The 19,603-nt window shown below is 67.4% G+C and carries 16 protein-coding genes and 1 tRNA gene; 12 read left to right on the top strand and 5 right to left on the bottom strand.

What is annotated here, in order from left to right; genetic code table 11:
* A complete protein-coding gene (locus tag AZH51_RS00470) occupies positions 1-1,299 on the bottom strand; it encodes a homoserine dehydrogenase (RefSeq protein WP_291520259.1) in 1,299 nt (432 codons plus the stop codon).
* Positions 1,296-2,672: a diaminopimelate decarboxylase gene (gene lysA, locus AZH51_RS00475; protein ID WP_291520260.1), complete on the bottom strand. Its 1,377-nt coding sequence runs from the start codon at positions 2,670-2,672 to the stop codon at positions 1,296-1,298. The genes AZH51_RS00470 and lysA overlap by 4 nt, the downstream gene beginning before the upstream one ends.
* Before the next feature lie 134 nt (positions 2,673-2,806).
* Here lysA and AZH51_RS00480 point away from each other — a divergent pair.
* The 9 genes from AZH51_RS00480 to AZH51_RS00520 all read left to right on the top strand — a co-directional run bounded on the left by AZH51_RS00480 (position 2,807) and on the right by AZH51_RS00520 (position 12,496).
* A tRNA-Arg gene (locus tag AZH51_RS00480) sits at positions 2,807-2,878 on the top strand.
* 104 nt (positions 2,879-2,982) lie between these two features.
* The gene (locus AZH51_RS00485; RefSeq protein WP_291520261.1) at positions 2,983-3,396 is read left to right on the top strand and encodes a phage holin family protein; all 414 of its coding nucleotides are present in this window, start codon (positions 2,983-2,985) and stop codon (positions 3,394-3,396) included.
* Positions 3,397-3,545: 149 nt separating this feature from the next.
* On the top strand, positions 3,546-4,448 hold the full coding sequence (locus AZH51_RS00490; RefSeq protein WP_291520262.1) for an endonuclease domain-containing protein: 903 nt from the start codon (positions 3,546-3,548) through the stop codon (positions 4,446-4,448).
* A gap of 341 nt (positions 4,449-4,789) precedes the next feature.
* On the top strand, positions 4,790-4,876 hold the full coding sequence (locus tag AZH51_RS00495) for a potassium-transporting ATPase subunit F (RefSeq protein WP_291521282.1): 87 nt from the start codon (positions 4,790-4,792) through the stop codon (positions 4,874-4,876).
* Positions 4,876-6,549: a potassium-transporting ATPase subunit KdpA gene (gene kdpA / locus AZH51_RS00500; protein ID WP_291520263.1), complete on the top strand. Its 1,674-nt coding sequence runs from the start codon at positions 4,876-4,878 to the stop codon at positions 6,547-6,549. Before AZH51_RS00495 ends, kdpA begins: the two co-directional genes overlap by 1 nt.
* Positions 6,550-6,559: 10 nt before the next feature.
* A complete protein-coding gene (gene kdpB / locus AZH51_RS00505; RefSeq protein ID WP_291520264.1) occupies positions 6,560-8,698 on the top strand; it encodes a potassium-transporting ATPase subunit KdpB in 2,139 nt (712 codons plus the stop codon).
* 27 nt (positions 8,699-8,725) lie between these two features.
* On the top strand, positions 8,726-9,325 hold the full coding sequence (gene kdpC / locus AZH51_RS00510) for a potassium-transporting ATPase subunit KdpC (protein WP_291520265.1): 600 nt from the start codon (positions 8,726-8,728) through the stop codon (positions 9,323-9,325).
* Between the two features lie 4 nt (positions 9,326-9,329).
* The gene (locus tag AZH51_RS00515; protein ID WP_291520266.1) at positions 9,330-11,816 is read left to right on the top strand and encodes an ATP-binding protein; all 2,487 of its coding nucleotides are present in this window, start codon (positions 9,330-9,332) and stop codon (positions 11,814-11,816) included.
* Positions 11,813-12,496 (top strand): response regulator transcription factor, encoded by a 684-nt coding sequence (locus AZH51_RS00520; RefSeq protein WP_291520267.1) that lies wholly within the window; start codon positions 11,813-11,815, stop codon positions 12,494-12,496. The genes AZH51_RS00515 and AZH51_RS00520 overlap by 4 nt, the downstream gene beginning before the upstream one ends.
* A gap of 4 nt (positions 12,497-12,500) precedes the next feature.
* On the opposite strand, the gene AZH51_RS00525 is transcribed toward AZH51_RS00520, so the two are convergent.
* Positions 12,501-13,523: a hemolysin family protein gene (locus AZH51_RS00525; protein ID WP_291520268.1), complete on the bottom strand. Its 1,023-nt coding sequence runs from the start codon at positions 13,521-13,523 to the stop codon at positions 12,501-12,503.
* A complete protein-coding gene (locus AZH51_RS00530; RefSeq protein WP_291520269.1) occupies positions 13,520-14,872 on the bottom strand; it encodes a hemolysin family protein in 1,353 nt (450 codons plus the stop codon). The genes AZH51_RS00525 and AZH51_RS00530 overlap by 4 nt, the downstream gene beginning before the upstream one ends.
* 91 nt (positions 14,873-14,963) lie before the next feature.
* On the opposite strand from AZH51_RS00530, the gene AZH51_RS00535 reads away from it, so the two are divergent.
* Genes AZH51_RS00535 through AZH51_RS00545 form a run of 3 tightly spaced genes read left to right on the top strand, consistent with a single transcriptional unit; the run spans position 14,964 to position 18,116 of the window.
* Positions 14,964-15,893, top strand: coding sequence for an ABC transporter ATP-binding protein (locus AZH51_RS00535; RefSeq protein WP_291520270.1), 930 nt, complete (start codon positions 14,964-14,966; stop codon positions 15,891-15,893).
* Positions 15,890-16,690 (top strand): ABC transporter permease, encoded by an 801-nt coding sequence (locus AZH51_RS00540; RefSeq protein ID WP_291520271.1) that lies wholly within the window; start codon positions 15,890-15,892, stop codon positions 16,688-16,690. The genes AZH51_RS00535 and AZH51_RS00540 overlap by 4 nt, the downstream gene beginning before the upstream one ends.
* Entirely contained in the window at positions 16,680-18,116 is a 1,437-nt protein-coding gene (locus AZH51_RS00545) for a CYTH and CHAD domain-containing protein (RefSeq protein WP_291520272.1), read from the top strand. The genes AZH51_RS00540 and AZH51_RS00545 overlap by 11 nt, the downstream gene beginning before the upstream one ends.
* 12 nt (positions 18,117-18,128) lie before the next feature.
* On the opposite strand, the gene AZH51_RS00550 is transcribed toward AZH51_RS00545, so the two are convergent.
* Entirely contained in the window at positions 18,129-19,475 is a 1,347-nt protein-coding gene (locus tag AZH51_RS00550; RefSeq protein ID WP_291520273.1) for a nucleotidyltransferase family protein, read from the bottom strand.
* Positions 19,476-19,603: the final 128 nt, after the last annotated feature.

The following is a 19,603-nucleotide window of genomic DNA, read 5'->3' on the forward strand; positions in this document are numbered from 1 at the left end:
TCACAGCCCTTCCACTCGCATGACGGAGTCGACCGAATCGACCTCGTCGAGACCTTTCAACTGCTCGACCGTCCCCGCCAGCGCGCTCTCGGTCGCCCGGTGCGTGACCAGGTGCAGGGAGGCCAGTTCAGGGTCCGAACGGTCCTTGTTCTGGCGCATGCTCTCGATCGAAACACCCTGCGCGGCAAAGACATTCGACACAGAGGCAAGGACACCGGGACGGTCCTTGACGCGCAGCCGGATGAAGTACGCCGTGTGCGCGGCGCCGATGGTCTGGATCGGAAGTGCCGCGTAGGCCAGCTCCCCCGGACCCGCGCGGCCGACCAGCCGGTTGCGGGCGGCCTGGACCAGGTCACCGAGCACGGCGGACGCGGTGGGCTCGCCCCCGGCGCCGCGGCCGTAGAACATCAGCTCGCCGGCCAACTGCGTCTCGACGAAGACCGCGTTGAACGCCTCACGGACACTGGCCAGCGGGTGCGAGCGCGGCAGCAGGGCGGGGTGGACGCGGGCGCTGATCGCCGCACTGCCCTCCTCGTCGGTGACCCGCTCACAGATCGCCAGCAGCTTGATGACCATGCCGGCTTTGCGGGCCGCGCGGATGTCGTCGGCGGTGACTGAGGTGATGCCTTCGCAGAAGACCTCCGCGGAGGAGACCCGGGTGTGGAACGCCAGCGAGGCGAGGATCGCGGCCTTGGCCCGGGCGTCGTACCCCTCGATGTCGGCGGTCGGGTCGGCCTCGGCGTATCCCAGGTCCTGCGCCTCGGCCAGCACGTCGGCGAAGTCGGCGCCGGTGCGGTCCATCTTGTCGAGGATGAAGTTGGTGGTGCCGTTGACGATGCCCATCACCCGGTGCACGTCGTCACCGGCCAGCGAGACGCGCAACGGACGGATCAGCGGGATCGCGCCGGCGACCGCTGCCTCGAAGGAGAAGTCCACGTTGGCCGCGGCGGCGGCGGCGTAGAGCGAGGGGCCGTCCTCACCGAGCAGGGCCTTGTTGGCGGTGACCACGCTCGCGCCGTGCTCGATGGCCTTCAGTAGGAGGGTGCGGGCCGGCTCGATGCCGCCCATCAACTCCACGACGACGTCGGCGCGGGTCACCAACTCCTCGGCGTTGTCGGTGAAAAGCTCTGCGGGGACGCCGGATTCGGGGCGGGGCTTGGCGACGTCGCGTACGGCGACCCCCACCAACTCGAGTCGGTCGCCTACTCGTTCGGTCAGCTCATCGGAGTGCTCGATCAGTCGCTTCGCGACCGCCGAACCGACCACGCCGCAACCCAACAGGGCGATACGCACGCTCATTGCTCCCCCTCCATTTCCTCGACCTCCAGGGCCAGCAGATCATTGATGGTCTCCCGCCGGATCCACACGCTGCTGCCGCCGTCGCGCAGGGCGATCACCGGCGGGCGCGGCACGTGGTTGTACTGGCTGGACAGCGAGCGGCAGTAGGCACCGGTGGCCGGGACGGCCAGTAGGTCGCCGGCCGCTATGTCGCCGGGTAGCTGGACGTCGCGAACGACGATGTCCCCACTCTCGCAGTGCTTTCCGACGACACGTGCGGTCACGGGTGCGGCGTCGCTGGTGCGGTCGGCCAGCTCGGCGGTGTAGTCGGCCTGGTAGAGCGCAGGACGCGGGTTGTCGCTCATCCCGCCGTCGACCGACACGTAGTAGCGGGTCAACTCGTCGGTGGCGTGCACCGGCTTGACCGTCCCGACCTCGTAGAGCGTCACACCCGCAGGGCCGACGATCGCCCGGCCCGGCTCGATGCTGATGTGCGGCACCGGATGGCCGACGGCATCGCAGGCGCGCTGCACGATGCCGGCCAGTTGACCGGCCAGTTCCTGCGGGGTGAGCGGGGTGTCGTCATCGGTATAGGCGATCCCGAACCCACCGCCGAGATCCAGCTCCGGCAGCACGATGCCGTGCTCCTGGGCGACCTGCAGCTGGACATGGATGAGCCGCTCTGCCGCGACGGCGAAGCCCTCGGAGTCGAAGATCTGCGAGCCGATGTGTGAGTGAAACCCCAGCAACCGCAACGACTCCGGGTGCTTCAGGACCGCTCCGACGGCGTCCATCAACTGCCCGTCGGCCAGGCTGAATCCGAACTTCTGGTCCTCGTGCGCAGTGGCGATGAACTCGTGGGTGTGCGCCTCGACCCCGGTCTTCACCCGCAGCATCACGCCCTGGACGACACCGTGCTGCGCGGCGACGCTCGCCACGCGCTCGATCTCCTCGAACGAGTCGACGATCAGCCGCCCCACGCCGTACGTGATGGCATCCTCGATCTCGGGCACGGACTTGTTGTTGCCGTGCATGCCGATCTTGGCGCCGGGGAAGCCCGCCTTGCGGGCGACCGCGAGTTCACCACCGGTGCACACGTCCAGGCTCAGGCCCTCGTCGAGCAGGAGGCGCGCCATCGGCGTACACAGGAAGGCTTTGCCGGCGTAGAAGACGTCGGCCTGGGTGCCGATCGCGCCGAACGCCTCGGTGAACGCCTGCTGGAAGGCGCGGGCCCGGGTGCGGATGTCGGCTTCGTCCATGAGGTACGCCGGGGTGCCGTACTGCGCCGCGACGTCCCGCAGGTCGTGACCGGCGATCCGCAGGGCGCCATCCGGGGTTCGCTGGGCACCCGTCGGCCAGACAGCGGACAGGGTGGTGGCGGGTGCGGCGTTCATCACGGGCCAAAATACCGGCGGCCCGGCGTTCTGAGCGCATCCAGTCTGGTCCGTGGACGCCGGGCCGTGGTCAGGAGCACCGGCTGGTCGGTGTTAGCCTTGCGTGTCGCAGTCACCGTCCGCGGTGCATGCGCGCCCCCGTAGCTCAGGGGATAGAGCACCGCCCTCCGGAGGCGGGAGCGCAGGTTCGAATCCTGCCGGGGGCACTTTGTGACTTCGTGCCAGTCGTGCGCGTGCGGCATCGCGCGGCCGGGTTCTGCGGATAGGTTGAGGGCAATCCATTCGCAGCTATCCCGGAAGGACACTCCCCGTGATTCGCTTTCTCTGGAGCATCGGCGTCTCCCTCGTGTCGGCGGCTATCGCCTTCCTGGTGACCTCCCTCGTCGTGAAGAACTTCCACCTGACCTGGGGCGGCTTCATCGTCGGTGTCCTGGTCTTCGTGGCGGCACAGGCGCTGCTGTCACCATTCGTCTTCAACATGGCGCGCAAGTACGCCTCACCGGTCCTCGGCGGTGTGGGGATCATCTCCACGCTGCTGTCGCTGTGGGTCGCGACGCTGTTCAGCGACGGTCTGCGCATCGACGGTGCTGGCGCCTGGGTTCTCTCGGCGCTGATCGTCTGGTTCATCACCGCGATCGGCTCCTGGATCCTGATGTGGCTGATCGCCAAGAAGTACGTGAGTGCGCGCAAGCGGAGCAACGACCCGCTGGACGGCATCGTCTGAGGGGCCGCCTGGCGCCGCAACTTCTGACGTCTCGACCACACCGATCACGCCCCCACCTGCCCGGCGCCGCAATTCCTGACGTCTCGACCACCCGGAACCCGGTTGTGGATAACGCCTGAGCACCTCGTCTACAGCACCACACTCGGGGGATGCGCGACGGCACGGTCATCACCCGACTGCAGGCACTCCAGTCCGGGGTCACACCTGCCGAACTTCGCGGACCGAGATTCCAGCGATTGCTCCACGGGGTCTACCTCGTCGGTACCAGCACGCCGACCCTGATCCATCGCATCGACGCAGCTCTGCTGTGTGCGCCCGACTCGGCCGTACTCGCTCGGCACACCGCGGCGGCGATCTGGGGTGTCATCGCGCCGCACAGCAGCGATATCCAGCTCAACGTCCCCGAAAACACGCGCCTTCGGGTGCAGGGCATCCGCGCTGAGTGTCGGCTCAAGATGTCCTGGGTCAGCCGCTTTGGTTACCGGCTCTCTCCGATCGATCAGGTCTTCTGTGAAATGGCAGCGCATCTGGAGCTGGTAGACCTCGTTGTGCTCGGGGATTCGATCGTGAAGCGAGGGCTCGCCACCGTCGAGCAACTGCGGAGTGCGGCAGCTGCGATGACCGGCCGGGCCTCGCTCCGCGCGCGTCGAGCCGCCCTGCTCGTGCGCCCGGACGTCGAGTCCCCGATGGAAACCAGACTTCGGCTGCTTCTCGTCCTCGCCGGCTTGCCGGAGCCGACAGTTCAGTTCGTGGTGGCGCGTGGCAATGGCAAGCACTACCGACTCGACCTCGCCTACCCGGAGCAGAAAGTCGCCATTGAATACGACGGGAGGCAACACATCGAGTCGTCCCAGCAGCATCACTCTGATGTCCGCCGCGACGAATGGCTCACTGCAGACGGCTGGCTGCGCATCACGGCATTCGCCCCCGATCTGCGCGAACACCCCGCCGACATCCTCAAGTTCTCCGTCGACGCCCTGCGCAAGCGCGGCCTGCGCGTATCTGTCACGAGTGCCGAATGGCAGAAGCACTTCTCCGGCTGGGCGTTCTAGCCAACGCTCCCGCTGCGCGCCACAACTTCTGACGTTTCAACCACGGGTAGCGCGCCTGCACGCGGCCAGCACGACAATTTCTGACGTCTCGACCAGGTTGAGTCCGCGCAGCCAACCCGTTAGGGCCCCGTACGGAAACCGTTAGGGCGTTAGTACGCCGAGTGCCCACCGGAGTCTGATCAGTCAAGGCCCGCAGTCGCGGGCCCCCGCACCTGCCAGCACGGCGGTCGGGACAAACGGTTAGACGTGGGGTTCTTCGTGCTTGACGTGGCTTACATCGCCCTGATGATCGCGGTCTTCGCGCTCGTCGCGGTGATTGCGTGGGGGGTCGAGAAGCTGTGATGGTCTTCAACGCCATCGCCGCCGTTCTCGGCGTGCTGGCGATCATCTACTTGGTGATCGCCCTGGTGAAACCGGAGCGGTTCTGATGACCGCGTGGCTTGCGGTCGCACAGGCCGCCGTCCTGATCCTGATGCTGGCGGTCTGCTACCGCCCGCTCGGGGACTACATGGCCCGGGTCTTCACGACCGACAAGGACTGGCGGGTCGAGAAGGCGACCTACAAGGTCCTGAGCGTCGACAGCAAGCGTGAGCAGACCTGGCAGGCCTACCTGCGCAGCGTCCTGGCGTTCTCGCTGATCAGCCTGCTGTTCCTCTACCTGTTGCAGCGCATCCAGCACTGGCTGCCCTACAACCTCGGGCTGCCCAACGTGCCGCAGGGCCTGTCGTTCAACACGGCGGCCTCCTTCGTGGCCAACACCAACTGGCAGAGCTACTCCCCCGAAGCCACGATGGGCTACACGGTCCAGGCCGCCGGCCTCGCGGTGCAGAACTTCGTCTCCGCAGCCGTGGGTATCGCCGTGGCGATCGCCCTGGTGCGGGCCCTCGCCGGCCGCAAGACCGGCATGCTCGGCAACTTCTGGGTCGACCTGATCCGCTGCTGCCTGCGCATCCTGTTGCCGATCAGCATCGTCGGCGGCATCGTCCTGATTGCGACCGGCGTGATCCAGAACCTGCACACCGTCTCCGACATCACGACGCTCGCGGGTGGTGTCCAGCACCTGCCCGGTGGCCCGGTCGCCAGCCAGGAAGTCATCAAGCTGCTCGGCACCAACGGTGGTGGCTTCTTCAACGCCAACTCGGCGCACCCCTTCGAGAACCCCAACGCGTTCAGCAACCTGCTGGAGATCTTCCTGCTGCTGGTGATCCCGTTCGCGCTGCCGCGCACCTTCGGCAAGATGGTCGGCTCCAACAAGCAGGGTTACGCGATCCTCGCGGCGATGAGCACCCTGGCGATCCTGTCGCTGATCGGTCTGACCTGGATCGAGGCCAAGGGCTGGGGCAGCGCCACCCAACTGGCGGGCGCCGCCATGGAGGGCAAGGAGCAGCGCTTCGGCATCAACGGCTCGACCCTCTTCGGCACGGCCAGCACGCTGACCTCCACCGGTGCGGTCAACTCGATGCACGACTCGTTCACCGCGCTCGGCGGCATCTTCCCGATGCTCAACATGATGATCGGTGAGGTCGCCCCCGGCGGTGTCGGCTCCGGCCTCTACGGCATGTTGATCCTCGCGATCATCACCGTCTTCATCGCCGGTCTGCTGGTGGGTCGCACCCCGGAATACCTGGGCAAGAAGATCGGCCCCCGCGAGATCAAACTGGCCAGTCTCTACATCCTGGTCACCCCGACCCTCGTGCTCACGGGTACGGCGCTCAGCTTCGCCATCCCCAGCGTGCGCGAATCCGTCACGGGCACGTCGATTCTCAACCCCGGCGTCCACGGTCTGTCCGAGGTGCTCTACGCCTTCACCTCGGCGGCCAACAACAACGGATCGGCCTTCGCCGGCCTCACCGCCAACACCCCGTGGTTCAACACCGCACTGGGTCTGGCGATGCTGCTCGGCCGGTTCATCCCAATGGTCTTCGTCCTCGCCCTTGCCGGTTCGCTGGCCAAGCAGGACAAGGTCCCCGAGACCGCCGGCACGTTGCCCACCTACCGCCCGCAATTCGTCGGGTTGCTCGGTGGCGTGACCATCGTCCTGGTCGCCATGACCTACCTGCCCGCGCTCGCGCTGGGCCCGCTCGCTGAAGGACTGCACTGACATGTCGATCATGACCGACGAACCCATCGTCGACCAGAAGCACGAACACACCTCGAAGACAGCGGCATTCGGCCCACGGCAGCTCCTCAAGGCGCTGCCGGAGGCCATGCGCAAGCTGGATCCGCGGCAGATGTGGCACAACCCGGTGATGTTCATCGTCGAGGTGGGAGCCGTGCTCATCACGGCGATCGCCATCGCCGAGATCTTCACCGGCGCAGAGAAATCCGGCGGTGGCGCCGTACCCGGTGTCTTCTCCTGGACCATCGCCATCTGGTTGTGGCTCACGGTGATCTTCGCCAACCTGGCCGAAGCCGTCGCCGAGGGCCGCGGCAAGGCGCAGGCCGACAGCCTGCGCAAGACCCGCACCGAGACCACCGCCCGCGTCATCCTCGGGTACGCCGAGGGGTCGACTCCCAGCGACAACGACGAGAGCCATGTGGTCAGCTCCGCGGAGCTTCGGCTCGGGGACTACGTCGACGTCGTCGCCGGCGAGGTCATCCCTGGTGACGGTGACATCGTGTGGGGCATCGGCTCGGTCGACGAGTCGGCCATCACCGGTGAATCCGCACCTGTCGTCAGGGAATCCGGCGGTGACCGCAGTGCGGTGACCGGCGGCACCCGCCTGCTGTCGGACCGGATCGTCGTCAAGATCACCTCCAAACCCGGTGACACCTTCGTCGATCGGATGATCGCCCTGGTCGAGGGCGCGTCCCGGCAGAAGACGCCCAACGAGATCGCGCTGAACATCCTGCTGGCGAGCCTGTCGATCGTCTTCGTGGTTGTGGTCCTCACGATCAACCCGATCGCGTCGTACGCCGGAGCTGCGGTCAGCGTCCCGGTGCTGGTGGCGCTCCTGGTCTGCTTGATACCGACCACCATCGGAGCACTGCTGTCGGCCATCGGTATCGCCGGCATGGACCGGCTCGTCCAACGCAACGTCCTGGCGGTCTCCGGACGCGCGGTCGAAGCGGCCGGCGACGTCACCACCCTGCTGATGGACAAGACCGGAACGATCACCTACGGCAACCGGCGGGCGACGGAGTTCTACCCGCTGCACGGCGTTGATCACGACGAACTGGCCCGCGCCGCAGCCCTTTCCAGCGCTGGTGACGCGACTCCCGAAGGCACCTCGATCGTCGACCTGGCTCTCGAGCGCGGCATCCACGAGGAAGCACGCGACGGCGACCTCGTCGTTCCGTTCACCGCTCAGACGCGGATGAGCGGAGTGGACCGCGCGGACGGGACGCAGGTGCGCAAGGGCGCCGGCTCCGCCGTACGCGCATGGTTGGCAACAGAGGCCACTGCCCCCGGGCCTGATGCCCGCGAGGAACTGACCCGGATCGTCGAGGACATCTCGACCAAGGGCGGCACGCCGCTGGTCGTCGCGATCAAGGACGCCCGCGGGCACGGAAGGGTGCTCGGGGTGGTCTACCTCAAGGATGTCGTCAAGGACGGTCTGGTGGAGCGATTCTCGCAACTGCGTTCGATGGGGATCCGCACGGTGATGATCACCGGTGACAACCCGTTGACCGCCAAGGCGATTGCTGACGAGGCAGGCGTCGATGACTTCCTGGCCGAGGCGACGCCGGAGGACAAACTGGCGCTGATCCGCCGCGAGCAGGAGGGTGGCCGCCTGGTCGCGATGACCGGTGACGGCACCAATGACGCGCCCGCCCTCGCGCAGGCCGACGTCGGCGTCGCGATGAACACCGGCACCTCCGCGGCCAAAGAGGCCGGCAACATGGTCGACCTCGACTCCGACCCGACGAAACTCATCGAGATCGTCGCGATCGGCAAGCAGTTGCTGATCACCCGGGGCGCCCTGACGACGTTCTCGATCGCCAACGACATCGCCAAGTACTTCGCGATCATCCCCGCGATGTTCGCCGGTGTCTTCCCGGCCCTGCAGGCGCTGAACATCATGCATCTGCACAGCCCGAGTTCGGCGGTCGTCTCCGCGATCATCTTCAACGCGGTCGTGATCATCGCGCTGATCCCGCTGTCCCTGAAGGGCGTCAAATACCGCGCCGCTTCGGCCAGCCAGATCCTGTCGCGCAACCTGCTGATCTACGGCCTGGGCGGCGTGATCGTGCCCTTCGTGGGCATCAAGCTGATCGACCTGTTCGTCAGCCTGATCCCCGGCTTCTGAGACACGAGACTCTGAGAAAGAACTGAAATGGTCCTCGTAGCAAAGCAATACGGCGTCGCACTCCGCGCGCTGCTGATCCTCACCGTGATCCTGGGCATCGCCTATCCGTTGGCGATGACCGGGGTCGGGCAGGTCGCCTTCAGCAACCAGGCGAACGGTTCGCTGGTGAAGGTCGACGGCAAGACCGTCGGCTCCAGCCTGATCGGACAGAACTTCACCGACGCCAAGGGCAACCCGCTACCGCAGTACTTCCAGCCCCGGCCCTCGGCCGCCGGTGATGGGTACGATGCGAACGCCTCCTCCGGCTCCAACCTCGGGCCCAACAACCCCGACCTGATCAAGGCGATCAAGGAGCGCCGCGCGCAGGTGGCGGCGTTCAACCAGGTGCCGCCGAGCGCCGTACCGGCCGATGCCCTGACCGCCTCCGGGTCGGGTCTGGACCCGGACATCAGCGTGGCCTACGCCGACCTCCAGGTACGTCGCGTGGCCCAGGCCCGGGGCCTGTCACCCGCCGCGGTGCAACACCTGGTGGACACTATGACCAAGGGACGTGCGCTCGGGGTTCTCGGCGAACCACGGGTCAACGTCCTGGAACTCAACGTGGCCGTGAACGCACTGAAGGGGTGAGCCGGTGAGCCGAGGCAGGCTGCGGGTCTTCCTCGGCGCCGCACCGGGGGTCGGGAAGACCTACGCGATGCTCGAGGAGGGTCAGCGACTGGCTGCCCTCGGCGGGGATGTGGTCGTCGCCTGGGTGGACACCCACGGCCGGGCGGCGACCGCGGCGATGGCCTCCCCGCTGGAGCAGATCCCCCGCCGCACGACGAGCCACCGCGGCGTCGAGTTGTCCGAGATGGACCTCGACGCCGTGCTGGCGCGACACCCGGACGTGGCGCTGGTCGATGAGTTGGCGCACAGCAACGCGCCCGGTAGCGCGCACGAGAAGCGTTGGCAGGACGTCGAAGCGCTGCTGGATGCCGGCATCGACGTCATGTCGACGGTCAACATCCAGCACATCGCGTCCCTCAACGACGTCGTCGAAAAGATCACGAAAGTCCCTCAGCGAGAGACGGTTCCGGATGAGGTGCTGCGGGCCGCCGACCAGATCGAACTGGTCGACCTCACCCCGCAGGCGTTGCGCAACCGGCTCTCCGACGGGCACGTCTACCCCGCCGAGCGCATCGACGCCGCCCTGTCGCACTACTTCCGCCTGGGCAACCTCACGGCCCTGCGGGAGTTGGCGCTGCTCTGGCTGGCCGACGAGGTCGACTCGGCGCTGCAGAACTACCGCGCCCAGCACAACATCGACGGCACCTGGGAAGCGCGCGAGCGGGTCGTGGTGGCGCTCACCGGTGGCGCGGAGGGCGAGACGCTCCTGCGCCGCGGTGCCCGGATCGCTTCGCGCAGTTCCGGCGGTGACCTGTTGGCGGTGCACGTCAGCTCCCCCGACGGGCTGTCCGCGACCAACCAGCAGAACCTGGCCACCCAACGTGCGCTGGTCGAGGAACTGGGCGGCTCGTTCCACGAGATCGTCGGGCAGGACATTCCGGCGTCGCTGATCTCCTTCGCCAAGGGTGTCAACGCGACCCAGTTGGTGATCGGCGTCAGCCGGCGCAGTTGGTTGCAGACCGTGCTGACCGGTCCGGGCATCGGCAACGGTGTGGTGCGCCAGTCCGGCAGCATCGACGTACACATCGTCACCCACGCCGAAGCCGGCCGCCGGTTCGCCCTCCCCTCCGTTTCCGGTGGCCTGACGGCCCGCCGCCGGATCATCGGATTCGCCCTGGCCCTGGTGCTCGGACCGCTGCTGACGCTGCTGCTCAAGACGATCCGCTCCGACGACGCGATGACCGCGAATGTCCTTGCCTACCAACTGCTGGTGATCGTGATCGCTCTCGTCGGCGGCTTCGGACCCGCGGTGTTCGCGGCGCTGATGTCCGGCCTCACCCTGGACTATTTCTTCATCTCGCCTTATTACACGATCACGATCAACCAACCCCTGCACGCACTGGGCCTCGGTCTGTATGTGATCAATGCGCTGCTGGTGTCGTACGTCGTCGACCAGGCCGCGCGGCGTACCCGCCTGGCGCAGCGCTCGGCCGCCGAGTCCGAACTGTTGGCCAGCATCGCGGGCAGTGTGTTGCGCGGCCAGGACGCGCTGGCCGCGCTGCTCTCCCGGACGCGGGAAGCATTCGGCTTCGACGCCGTTCGCGTTGTCTCCGAGGGCGTCGAGGTGGCCCATGACGGTACGCCGAGTGGTGAGCCATCCGTGCACCTTCCGGTGGGTCCCTCGGCCGGGTTGGAGGCCTTCGGGCCCGCGGTCGATGCCTCGGAGCGACGGTTGCTGGAGGTCATCGCCACCCAGATCGCGGCCGCGTTGGAGCACACGGCCCTCGAAGAAACGGCGGCCACGGTAGGTCCACTCGCCGTGAGCGACAAGGTGCGCAGTGCGTTGCTGTCGGCGGTCAGTCACGACCTGCGCCGACCGCTGGCGGCAGCGATGGCCTCGGTCGGCGCGCTGCGCTCGATGCCCGAAGACCTCTCGGCCCAGGACCGCGCCGAGTTGTTGGCGACCGCGGACGAGAGCCTGCAGACCCTGTCCTCGTTGGTGACCGATCTGCTGGACGCCAGCCGGCTTGACGCGGGCATCCTTGCGGTCGCGGCCCGACCGGTGTCGGCGGCAGAGGTCGTGCTCCCGGCACTGGACGAACTCGGCCTCGGGCCGTCGAGCGTGACGCTCGACCTGCCGGCTTCGGTGCCGCCGATGCAGGCCGATCCGGTTCTGCTGCAGCGGGTTCTGGTCAACCTGTTGGCCAACGCCACCCGCTTCAACCCGCCAGGAACGCCCATCCGATTGTCCGCCTCGAGCCTTGACGACGTCGTCGAGTTGCGAGTGGTCGACCACGGACCCGGGGTGCCGGATGATCGCAAGGATCTGATCTTCACCCCGTTCCAACGGCTTGGGGATACTGACAACGACCGCGGCATCGGCCTCGGCCTCGCGCTCTCGAAGGGATTCACCGAAGGTATGTCCGGGACGCTCACAGCCGAGGACACTCCCGGCGGCGGACTGACCATGGTCGTCTCATTGCCGACCGCACCGGCGTTGGTGTCGGCATGAAGATCCTGATCGCCGACGACGACCCGCAGATCGTGCGTGCCCTGCGAATCACCCTGCGCGCCAGCGGCTACGACGTGATCGCGGCCGCCGACGGGGCGACGGCCATCCAGGCGGCGATCGAGCAGAAGCCGGATCTCTACATGATCGATCTCGGGATGCCGAACCTCGATGGGGTCGAAGTGATCACCGCTGTCCGCGGCTGGTCGACCGCACCGATCCTGGTGGTCTCCGGGCGAACGGGCTCGGCCGACAAGGTCGAAGCGCTGGACGCAGGAGCCGACGACTACGTGACCAAGCCGTTCGCGATCGACGAACTGCTGGCCCGGATCCGCGCGCTCGGCCGACGCGGTGCGCCTCTTGATGTCGCCCAGGACGAGTCGGCGGTCGTGTCGTTCGGGCTGGTGACTGTCGATCTCGTCGCGCATACGGTCCGCCGCGACGGCGCCCCCGTGCACCTGACGCCGACCGAATGGCAGTTGCTGGAGATCCTGATCCGCAACGCCGGGCGACTGGTGACCCGACAGACGATCCTGACGCAGGTGTGGGGCTCCGAACACGTTACGGACACCGGCTATCTGCGGCTCTACATGTCGCAGCTACGCAAAAAACTCGAGGACGATCCCGCCGCGCCGAAGCACCTGCTGACCGAGCAAGGGATGGGTTACCGCTTCGAGCCGTGAGGCCCTAACCCTGCGTCGCGTCAGCCACTTCGCCGACCAGTTCCTCCAGCACGTCCTCCAGGAACACCACGCCCGTCGTCTCCCCCGTCGACGACACGACCCGCGCCAGGTGCAGACCGGTCCGTTGCATCGTGAGCAGCACATCCTCGACCTCGGCCGACGGGCCCACGGTCGCCAGACTGCGGATCCGCTTGGGCGGCACCGGCTCCTCATAGGCCTCATCGGTCGCGTAGAGCACGTCCTTCAGGTGTAGGTAGCCCACGAGTAGTCCATCGGCTCCCACCACCGGGTACCGCGAGAATCCGTGCACCGCCACCAGCCGCTCCACGTCCGCCGGCGTGGCACCCAGCGGCACGGTGATCAACTGCGACACCGGCACGGCAACGTCAGAGGCCACGTGATCGCTGAATTCCAGTGCGTCGACGAAGCGTTCGTGCTCGGCCGACTGCAGCAGACCCTCGCGGGTGGACTCCTCCACGATCGTGCCGACCTCTTCCGCCGAGAAGGTCGAGGCCACCTCATCCTTGGGTTCGACCCCGAGGCGGCGCACGAAGAACTTCGCGACCCACTCGACCAGCGCGATCACCGGCCGCAGCACCCGCGTGATCCACAGCAGCGGCGGCGCCAGCAGCAACGCGGCCCGATCCGGACCGGCGATCGCCAGGTTCTTCGGCACCATCTCACCCAGGACGACGTGCAGATACATCACCAGCAGCAGCGCCAACAGCAGCGCGATCCCGCTGGCCCAGGCATCCCCGAGGCCGATGGCGTGCAGCGGCGCCTCGAGCCAGTGATGGATCGCGTCCTCGGCGACGGCACCCAGCAGCACCGAGCACACCGTGATGCCCAACTGCGCGCAGGCCAACATCGAGGCGACGTTCTCGAACGCCTCCAGCGCCATCTTCGCCCGGGCGGAGCCGGCTGCGGCCAGGGGTTCGATCTGCGAGCGCCGGGCGGCCATGACCGCGAACTCAGCTCCGACGAAGAACGCGTTCCCGGCCAGGAAGAGCAACGACAGCCAGATCATGACGCCGGCTCCGAAGACGAAGAAGACGAGGACGGAGACGAAGACGACGACGACGAAGGAACAGGCGACACCTGCACCCGGTCCACCCGGCGGTGGTCCATCGACAGCACCCGGACGCTCCAGCCGTCGACAGCAACCTCGTCACCGACCCGCGGCACCCGGCCCACCGAGGCCATCACGAAACCGCCCACGGTCTCGTAGTTCGGGCCCTCCGGGATCGGTGCTCCGATGCGATCGACCACTTCATCGGGTCGCCACAACCCGGAGACGGTCCACGTCCCGTCGGGCAGCATCCGGCTGGCGTCGCGCAAGTGGTCGTGCTCGTCGACCACTTCGCCGACGATCTCCTCGATGACGTCCTCGAGCGTGACGACCCCACTGGTGCCGGAGTATTCGTCGACCACGATCGCCAACTGCAACCCCGATGCGCGCAGCAACAACAACAGGGGGTCCAGGCCGACCGTCTCCGGCACCATCACCGGCGGGATCATCAGGTCCGTCACCGGGACCGAGGCCCGCTCCTCGGGAGGTACGGCGATCGCGCGCTTGACGTGTACGACCCCGACCACGTCGTCCCAGTCCTCCCCCAGCACGGGGAAGCGGGAGTGACCCGAGTGCCGGGCGGTGGCGACCACGTCGGCCGCGGTCGCCGTACGTTCAATAGAGGTGCAGCGCACCCGGGGGCTCATCACGTCAGCCGCCGACCGCTCACCGAAGTCCAGCGATCGCGCGAGCAGACGCGCGGTGCCCTCCTCGAGGGTTCCGGCCTCGGCGGACCGGCGCACCAGCGACGCCAACTCCTGCGGCGTGCGCGCGCCGGAGAGTTCTTCGCGCGGCTCGACGCCCAGGGCGTGCAGCACCAGGTTGGCCGAGCCGTTGAGGATGCTGATGGCCGGACGCACCATCGTGGCGAACACCCGCACCGGCGGGGCCACGATCTTGGCGACCGGCAGCGGCGTCGAGATGCCCAGGAACTGCGGCACCAGCTCGCCGAAGATCATCGAGAACAACGTGGCCAGGATCAACGCGAGCAGGGTGGAGAGCGCGCGAACCGTCCCGTCGGACATCCCGATCGAGTGCAGCGGTCCTTCGAGCAATGTGCCGAGCGATGGTTCGACCAGATAACCCAGGATCAGCGTGGTCAGCGTGATGCCCACCTGGGCGGCCGACAGTTGCGTGGACAGCGTTTTCAGCGACGGCAGGACGGTCCCGGCCCGCAGATCGCCGCCGTCGATCGCGCGTTGCACGGTGGGTCGGTCGAGCGCCACGAGGGAGAACTCCGCGCTCACGAAGAGTGCGGTGCCAGCGGTCAGCGCCACCCCGGCCAGGACGAGAAGCCATTCGATCATTTGCCGCCCATCGTCCCAGATCCGCAGGGCGCGCTGGTGCGGATGGTTGGATGGGCAGGTCAGCAACCCCCACCTGTGAGAGGTGTCTCGCATGACCCACGACGCCGTGCCCGGGCGCATCGTCGTCTCGGGGCTGGGCAAGACCTTCGGTCACTTCGAGGCGGTCAAGGATCTGAGCTTCACCGTCGAACCGGGCCGGATCACCGGCTTCCTGGGCCCGAACGGTGCCGGCAAGACGACGACGTTGCGGATGCTGCTCGGCCTGATCCATCCGACCCGGGGTACGGCGACCATCGGCGGGGCGCGGTACGTCGACCTGCCCCACCCGACCCAGACCGTCGGCGCGTCGCTGGAGGCGAACTTCCATCCCGGGCGGACCGGTCGCAACCACCTGCGCGTGCTCGCGGCCGCAGGAGGGATCCCCGACTCCCGGGTCGATGAGATGTTGAACCTGGTCGGGATCCCCGCTGCCGCGAACAAAGTGGCCGGCGGCTACTCGATGGGGATGCGTCAGCGCCTCGGCCTGGCCGGTGCGATGCTCGGCGACCCGCGGGTGCTCGTCCTCGACGAACCCGCCAACGGCCTTGACCCCGAAGGGATCCGGTGGTTGCGGCAGTTCCTGCGGCACCTGGCCGGCGAAGGCCGCACCATCCTGATCTCCAGCCACCTGCTGTCCGAGGTCGAGCACACGGTCGATGACGTGGTCATCATCGCCAACGGCAAAGCCGTGCGCTCCGGGCCAATGGAGGAGATCCGCGGGGAGCCCAAGGTGCTGGTGCGTACGCCGAACGCCGGACCCCTCGTCGAAGCGTTGGCTGCCCGTGGGGTCGAGTGTGCGACGGACCCCGACGGCACCATCCACGCGGTGACGGGAGATCTGGCTCTGATCGGTGACACTGCTCTGGCAGCGGGAGTGCCCGTGCACGAATTGCGCACGGAGCAGGCCGACCTGGAGGCACTCTTCTTCGAACTCACCGAGGCTCCCGAGAACGCCAACCGCAACCTGGGGGCGGCCTCGTGAACGCGTTCAAGTCGGAGATCCTGAAGATCTTCACGACCAAGTTGTGGTGGGGTCTGCTGATCGGCGCGATCATCGTCGCCGGTGGCATCTCCGCACTCTTCGCGGCGCAGATCGGCACCGACACGATGCGCGACAGTGGCACCGCATTGAGCCAGATCAGCCCCCAGGCGGCCCAGAGCGTCTACTCCGCAGGCTTCCAGGCCTCGTTGCTGCAACTGTTCCCACTGGCGCTCGGCGTGCTGATCGTCACGGCCGAGTTCCGCCACAAGACCTGGACCGCAACGGTTCTGGCGACTCCGAAGCGGTGGAAGATCTCCGTCGCGAAGATGGGCGCGGCCGTCGTCGTCGGGGTTGTCTACGGCATCGTGTGCGACGTTTCCGCGGTGATCGGCGGTGGCCTGGTGATGAAGCTGGCCAAGAACGGTTCGTTCTACCTCGACTCCGGCGACGTGTGGCAGACGCTGGCGCTGATGCTGCTGGTCTTCGTGATCTGGGTGCTGCTGGGAATGGGTTTCGGGCTGCTGTTGCGCAACCAGATCGCGGCCGTGTTCGTCGCGATCGGCCTGGCCTTCATCGGCGACCTCCTCTTCAACGTGATCTTCCGGCTCCTGCACTGGGAGGGGGCGGCGGCCTACCTGCCGTCGTCATTGACCAGCGCCACGCTGAACCCGCAACTGGCTGACGTGCCCCATGAGCATTACTTGTCCTGGTGGGCCGCAGCCATCGTGTTGACCGCCTACGGATTGGGGTTGGCTGTGATCGGTTCGATCATCAACCAGCGTAAAGATGTCCTCTAAAGCGAAGCTGACGAAGCTCACCGAGATCGAACGCAAGTTCTCGGTACCTTCGCCAAGCGCCGAACCGTCCTTCGACGGCCTGACCGGTATCGCGCGGGCCGACCGCGACGAACCGGTCACGATGGAGGCCACCTACTACGACACCGCGGACCTCGATCTGCTGCAACACCGGATCACGTTGCGCCGCAGGGTCGGTGGCTCCGACGAGGCGTGGCACCTGAAACTGCCGCAGGCGGCGGGATCTCGTTCGGAGGTGCACGCCCCACTCAGCGACGACCTGCCTGCGGAGTTGCGATCACTGGTCGCAGCCATCGTGCGCGACCGCGAACTGACGCCGTTGGCAACGTTGCATACGAGCAGGACGGTGACGCACATCGTCAGCGACGAGGGCGCCATCGTTGCTGAGTTCGCCGACGACGAGGTGGTCGGCGTCGACCTGCGCACCGCACCCGATGCCGAAATCATCTGGCACGAGTGGGAAGTCGAGCTCATCGGCACGACCGACCAGGATCTGCTGGAGCGGCTGTGCCGACGCCTGACCGACGCCGGAGCGCAACCGTCCACCTACCCGGCCAAGCTGGTGCACGTCGTGGGCTCGCCACCGGACCGATCGACGTACGCCGATCCAACGGTTGAGGCCCTCGCCCGGCTGACCGACGATCTGGTCGAGCGGGACCGTTGGGTACGCGAGAACCGGCCGGACGGCGTACATCAGATGCGGGTGACCAGCAGACGGATACGCTCCCTGTTGCGCAGCCACCCGGCGCTGCTTGAACTGCCCGGCGGGGAGCACCTGGAGAGCGAATTACGTGAGTTGGCAGCCACTCTCGGGGTGGCCAGGGACGCGGAGGTGCTCGCGAAGCGGTACCAGCAGGCCCTTGCGGCGCTGCCGCCGGAGTTGATCCGCGGTCGGGCAAGCGAACGGCTGGTGGCGAATTCGAAGGCCGCGTACACGCGCGGTCTGCGCCGCGCGGTGCGCGCCCTGGACAGCGAGCGCTACTTCCAGCTGCTCGACGGACTGGACGCGTTGGCTGGAGCAGCGGCCGACGGGGACTTCAGCGCGGCGGCATCGGTCGCGCACGCCCGACACAAGCTGCGCAAGGCCGCGAAGAAGGCCCGCAAGGAACCGTCTGACGTGCATTTCCACTCAGTGCGCAAGAAGGCCAAGCAGTTGCGGTACGTCGCGGAGGCCGCAGGCAGACCCACATTGGCCAAGCGCGCCAAGGCAATTCAGACGTTGCTCGGCGATCATCAGGACAGTGTCGTCAGCCGGGCGCACCTGTTGGAGACGGCGGACAAGGCCGCAGCGGCCGGTGAGGACACCTTCACCTACGGCCTGCTCTGGCAGCGGGACGCGCAGGAGGCCGAGGATCTGGAGCAGCAACTGCCGCACGCGTTGCGCCGGCTCAACAAGGTGGGTCGCTGAGTCCCACCCGGATCACGACAGGACGCCGAGGCGGGTCATCTCCTGCTGGAACCCGGTGATGACCGTGCGCAACTCCTCCAACGGTTGCGGCCACAGCTGCGCCGCCTCCCGAGCCGCTTCCTCCACGTCGCCGTCGGTGTCATCCAGCAACGTCAGGATCGCCAGGCCGACGCTGTTCAACCGCATCGGGGCGGACGACCCTGTGCCACTCAGCCGCAGCACGAACGCCTCATCACCTACGGACTGCGCAGCCGGGGGTTCGTACACCGCCCACCGTTGTCCGCCGGGGGCGAAGTCCGGGGGCGGCGGCCCCTCGGATCTCGATGGCGTGCTGGTCAATGACCCTGCCGGCACGGGGGCCGGCGGCGCTGCCGGAGCTACGTCGACGGTGGGCGCGGGCACCGTCATGGTGCCGGTTGCACCGGAGCCGTCGATCGGCGTACGCCGCCGTGATGCCCAGCGGGTGCGCACGATGTTGCGGGCCGCGGGCGGCACCCAGGCGGCAGCCCTGATCAACCGCTGGGCGTAGGCCTTGACGGTCGGCCACGTTGCGTCCGCGACCTGGGGGTAGTCGATCAGCAGGTCGTCCCGCGCCGGCAGGACCGCGCGATAGATCACCCGCAAGCGGTCGGTCCCCCGGGCCTCCGCGATGGCCACCAGCCAGCCCTCGGTGTTGGTTGGTCCCGAGCTGAGCTTCCAACGCACGAACTGGGCGGACGGCTGCTCAGGAACCTCGATCTGCCACCCGATCGGATTGAGGACGTCGGCGACCACTTCAGAGGCTCGCGTGCGACGGATCAGGTCCTGCACCGCGGCACGCTCAGTGTCCGACATGGCGCCGAACCGCAGCCTCGAGTTGGTCACCTCCTCAGCGTTCTTGTAGAGGGTCGGAGAGCGAAGACCATGGAGGAGAACGATCAGCGCGTGCGCCGGATAGTCCGGTGCCCACAGCCCGACGCCGGCGATCTCGTGGCGTTCCCGGTGCTGCCACAGCGCCTCGAACACCACGTCCGGGTCGGCGAAGAATCCCGGGAAACTCGTGTGGACGTCGATATCGCAGGGCCACTCCGGGTGCAGCAACGTCGTGGAGTGAGTCACGAATCGGGCGTGCGCGGCGGACTCGGGGCGCAGACGCCAACCACGGGCCGCGAGGGCATCGATCAGCTCCGGAGCACGATCCGGCGAGCACAGGACGTCCACGTCGCCGGGCACGTAGTCCTCATCACGCAGACCCTGCTGGACCGCCGCAACACCCTTGATGAGCAGGGCAGGAAGGTGGAGTTGCTCCGCGACGTCAGCCACGAGGGCATGCCCCAGGGCCACCGCTGCCGCGAGAGGCAGAGTCGTCGTCGTCGTCAAGCAGGTCACCTCGGGATAACGGGCCGCAGAAACCCCGGAATCGCGGCGTCGCCGATAACCGGGTCAGGCTAACAGCGTGGGGTTGCGCACGGTGGTTGTCCGCGCAATGGACGGATGGAACACCGTGA

Origin of the sequence: Branchiibius sp. NY16-3462-2 (assembly GCF_001594145.1) — a bacterium.
In the GTDB taxonomy this organism is placed as follows: domain Bacteria; phylum Actinomycetota; class Actinomycetes; order Actinomycetales; family Dermatophilaceae; genus Branchiibius.

Bases quoted from the DNA above. Each gene is read 5' to 3' on its own strand.
- AZH51_RS00490 (WP_291520262.1), top strand. From the start codon at position 3,546: ATGCGCGACGGCACGGTCATCACCCGACTGCAGGCACTCCAGTCCGGG.
- AZH51_RS00545 (WP_291520272.1), top strand. From the start codon at position 16,680: ATGTCCTCTAAAGCGAAGCTGACGAAGCTCACCGAGATCGAACGCAAG.
- AZH51_RS00495 (WP_291521282.1), top strand. From the start codon at position 4,790: ATGGTCTTCAACGCCATCGCCGCCGTTCTCGGCGTGCTGGCGATCATC.
- AZH51_RS00520 (WP_291520267.1), top strand. From the start codon at position 11,813: ATGAAGATCCTGATCGCCGACGACGACCCGCAGATCGTGCGTGCCCTG.
- kdpA (WP_291520263.1), top strand. From the start codon at position 4,876: ATGACCGCGTGGCTTGCGGTCGCACAGGCCGCCGTCCTGATCCTGATG.
- kdpC (WP_291520265.1), top strand. From the start codon at position 8,726: ATGGTCCTCGTAGCAAAGCAATACGGCGTCGCACTCCGCGCGCTGCTG.
- AZH51_RS00530 (WP_291520269.1), bottom strand. From the start codon at position 14,872: ATGATCGAATGGCTTCTCGTCCTGGCCGGGGTGGCGCTGACCGCTGGC.
- kdpB (WP_291520264.1), top strand. From the start codon at position 6,560: ATGACCGACGAACCCATCGTCGACCAGAAGCACGAACACACCTCGAAG.
- lysA (WP_291520260.1), bottom strand. From the start codon at position 2,672: ATGAACGCCGCACCCGCCACCACCCTGTCCGCTGTCTGGCCGACGGGT.
- AZH51_RS00470 (WP_291520259.1), bottom strand. From the start codon at position 1,299: ATGAGCGTGCGTATCGCCCTGTTGGGTTGCGGCGTGGTCGGTTCGGCG.
- AZH51_RS00535 (WP_291520270.1), top strand. From the start codon at position 14,964: ATGACCCACGACGCCGTGCCCGGGCGCATCGTCGTCTCGGGGCTGGGC.
- AZH51_RS00525 (WP_291520268.1), bottom strand. From the start codon at position 13,523: ATGATCTGGCTGTCGTTGCTCTTCCTGGCCGGGAACGCGTTCTTCGTC.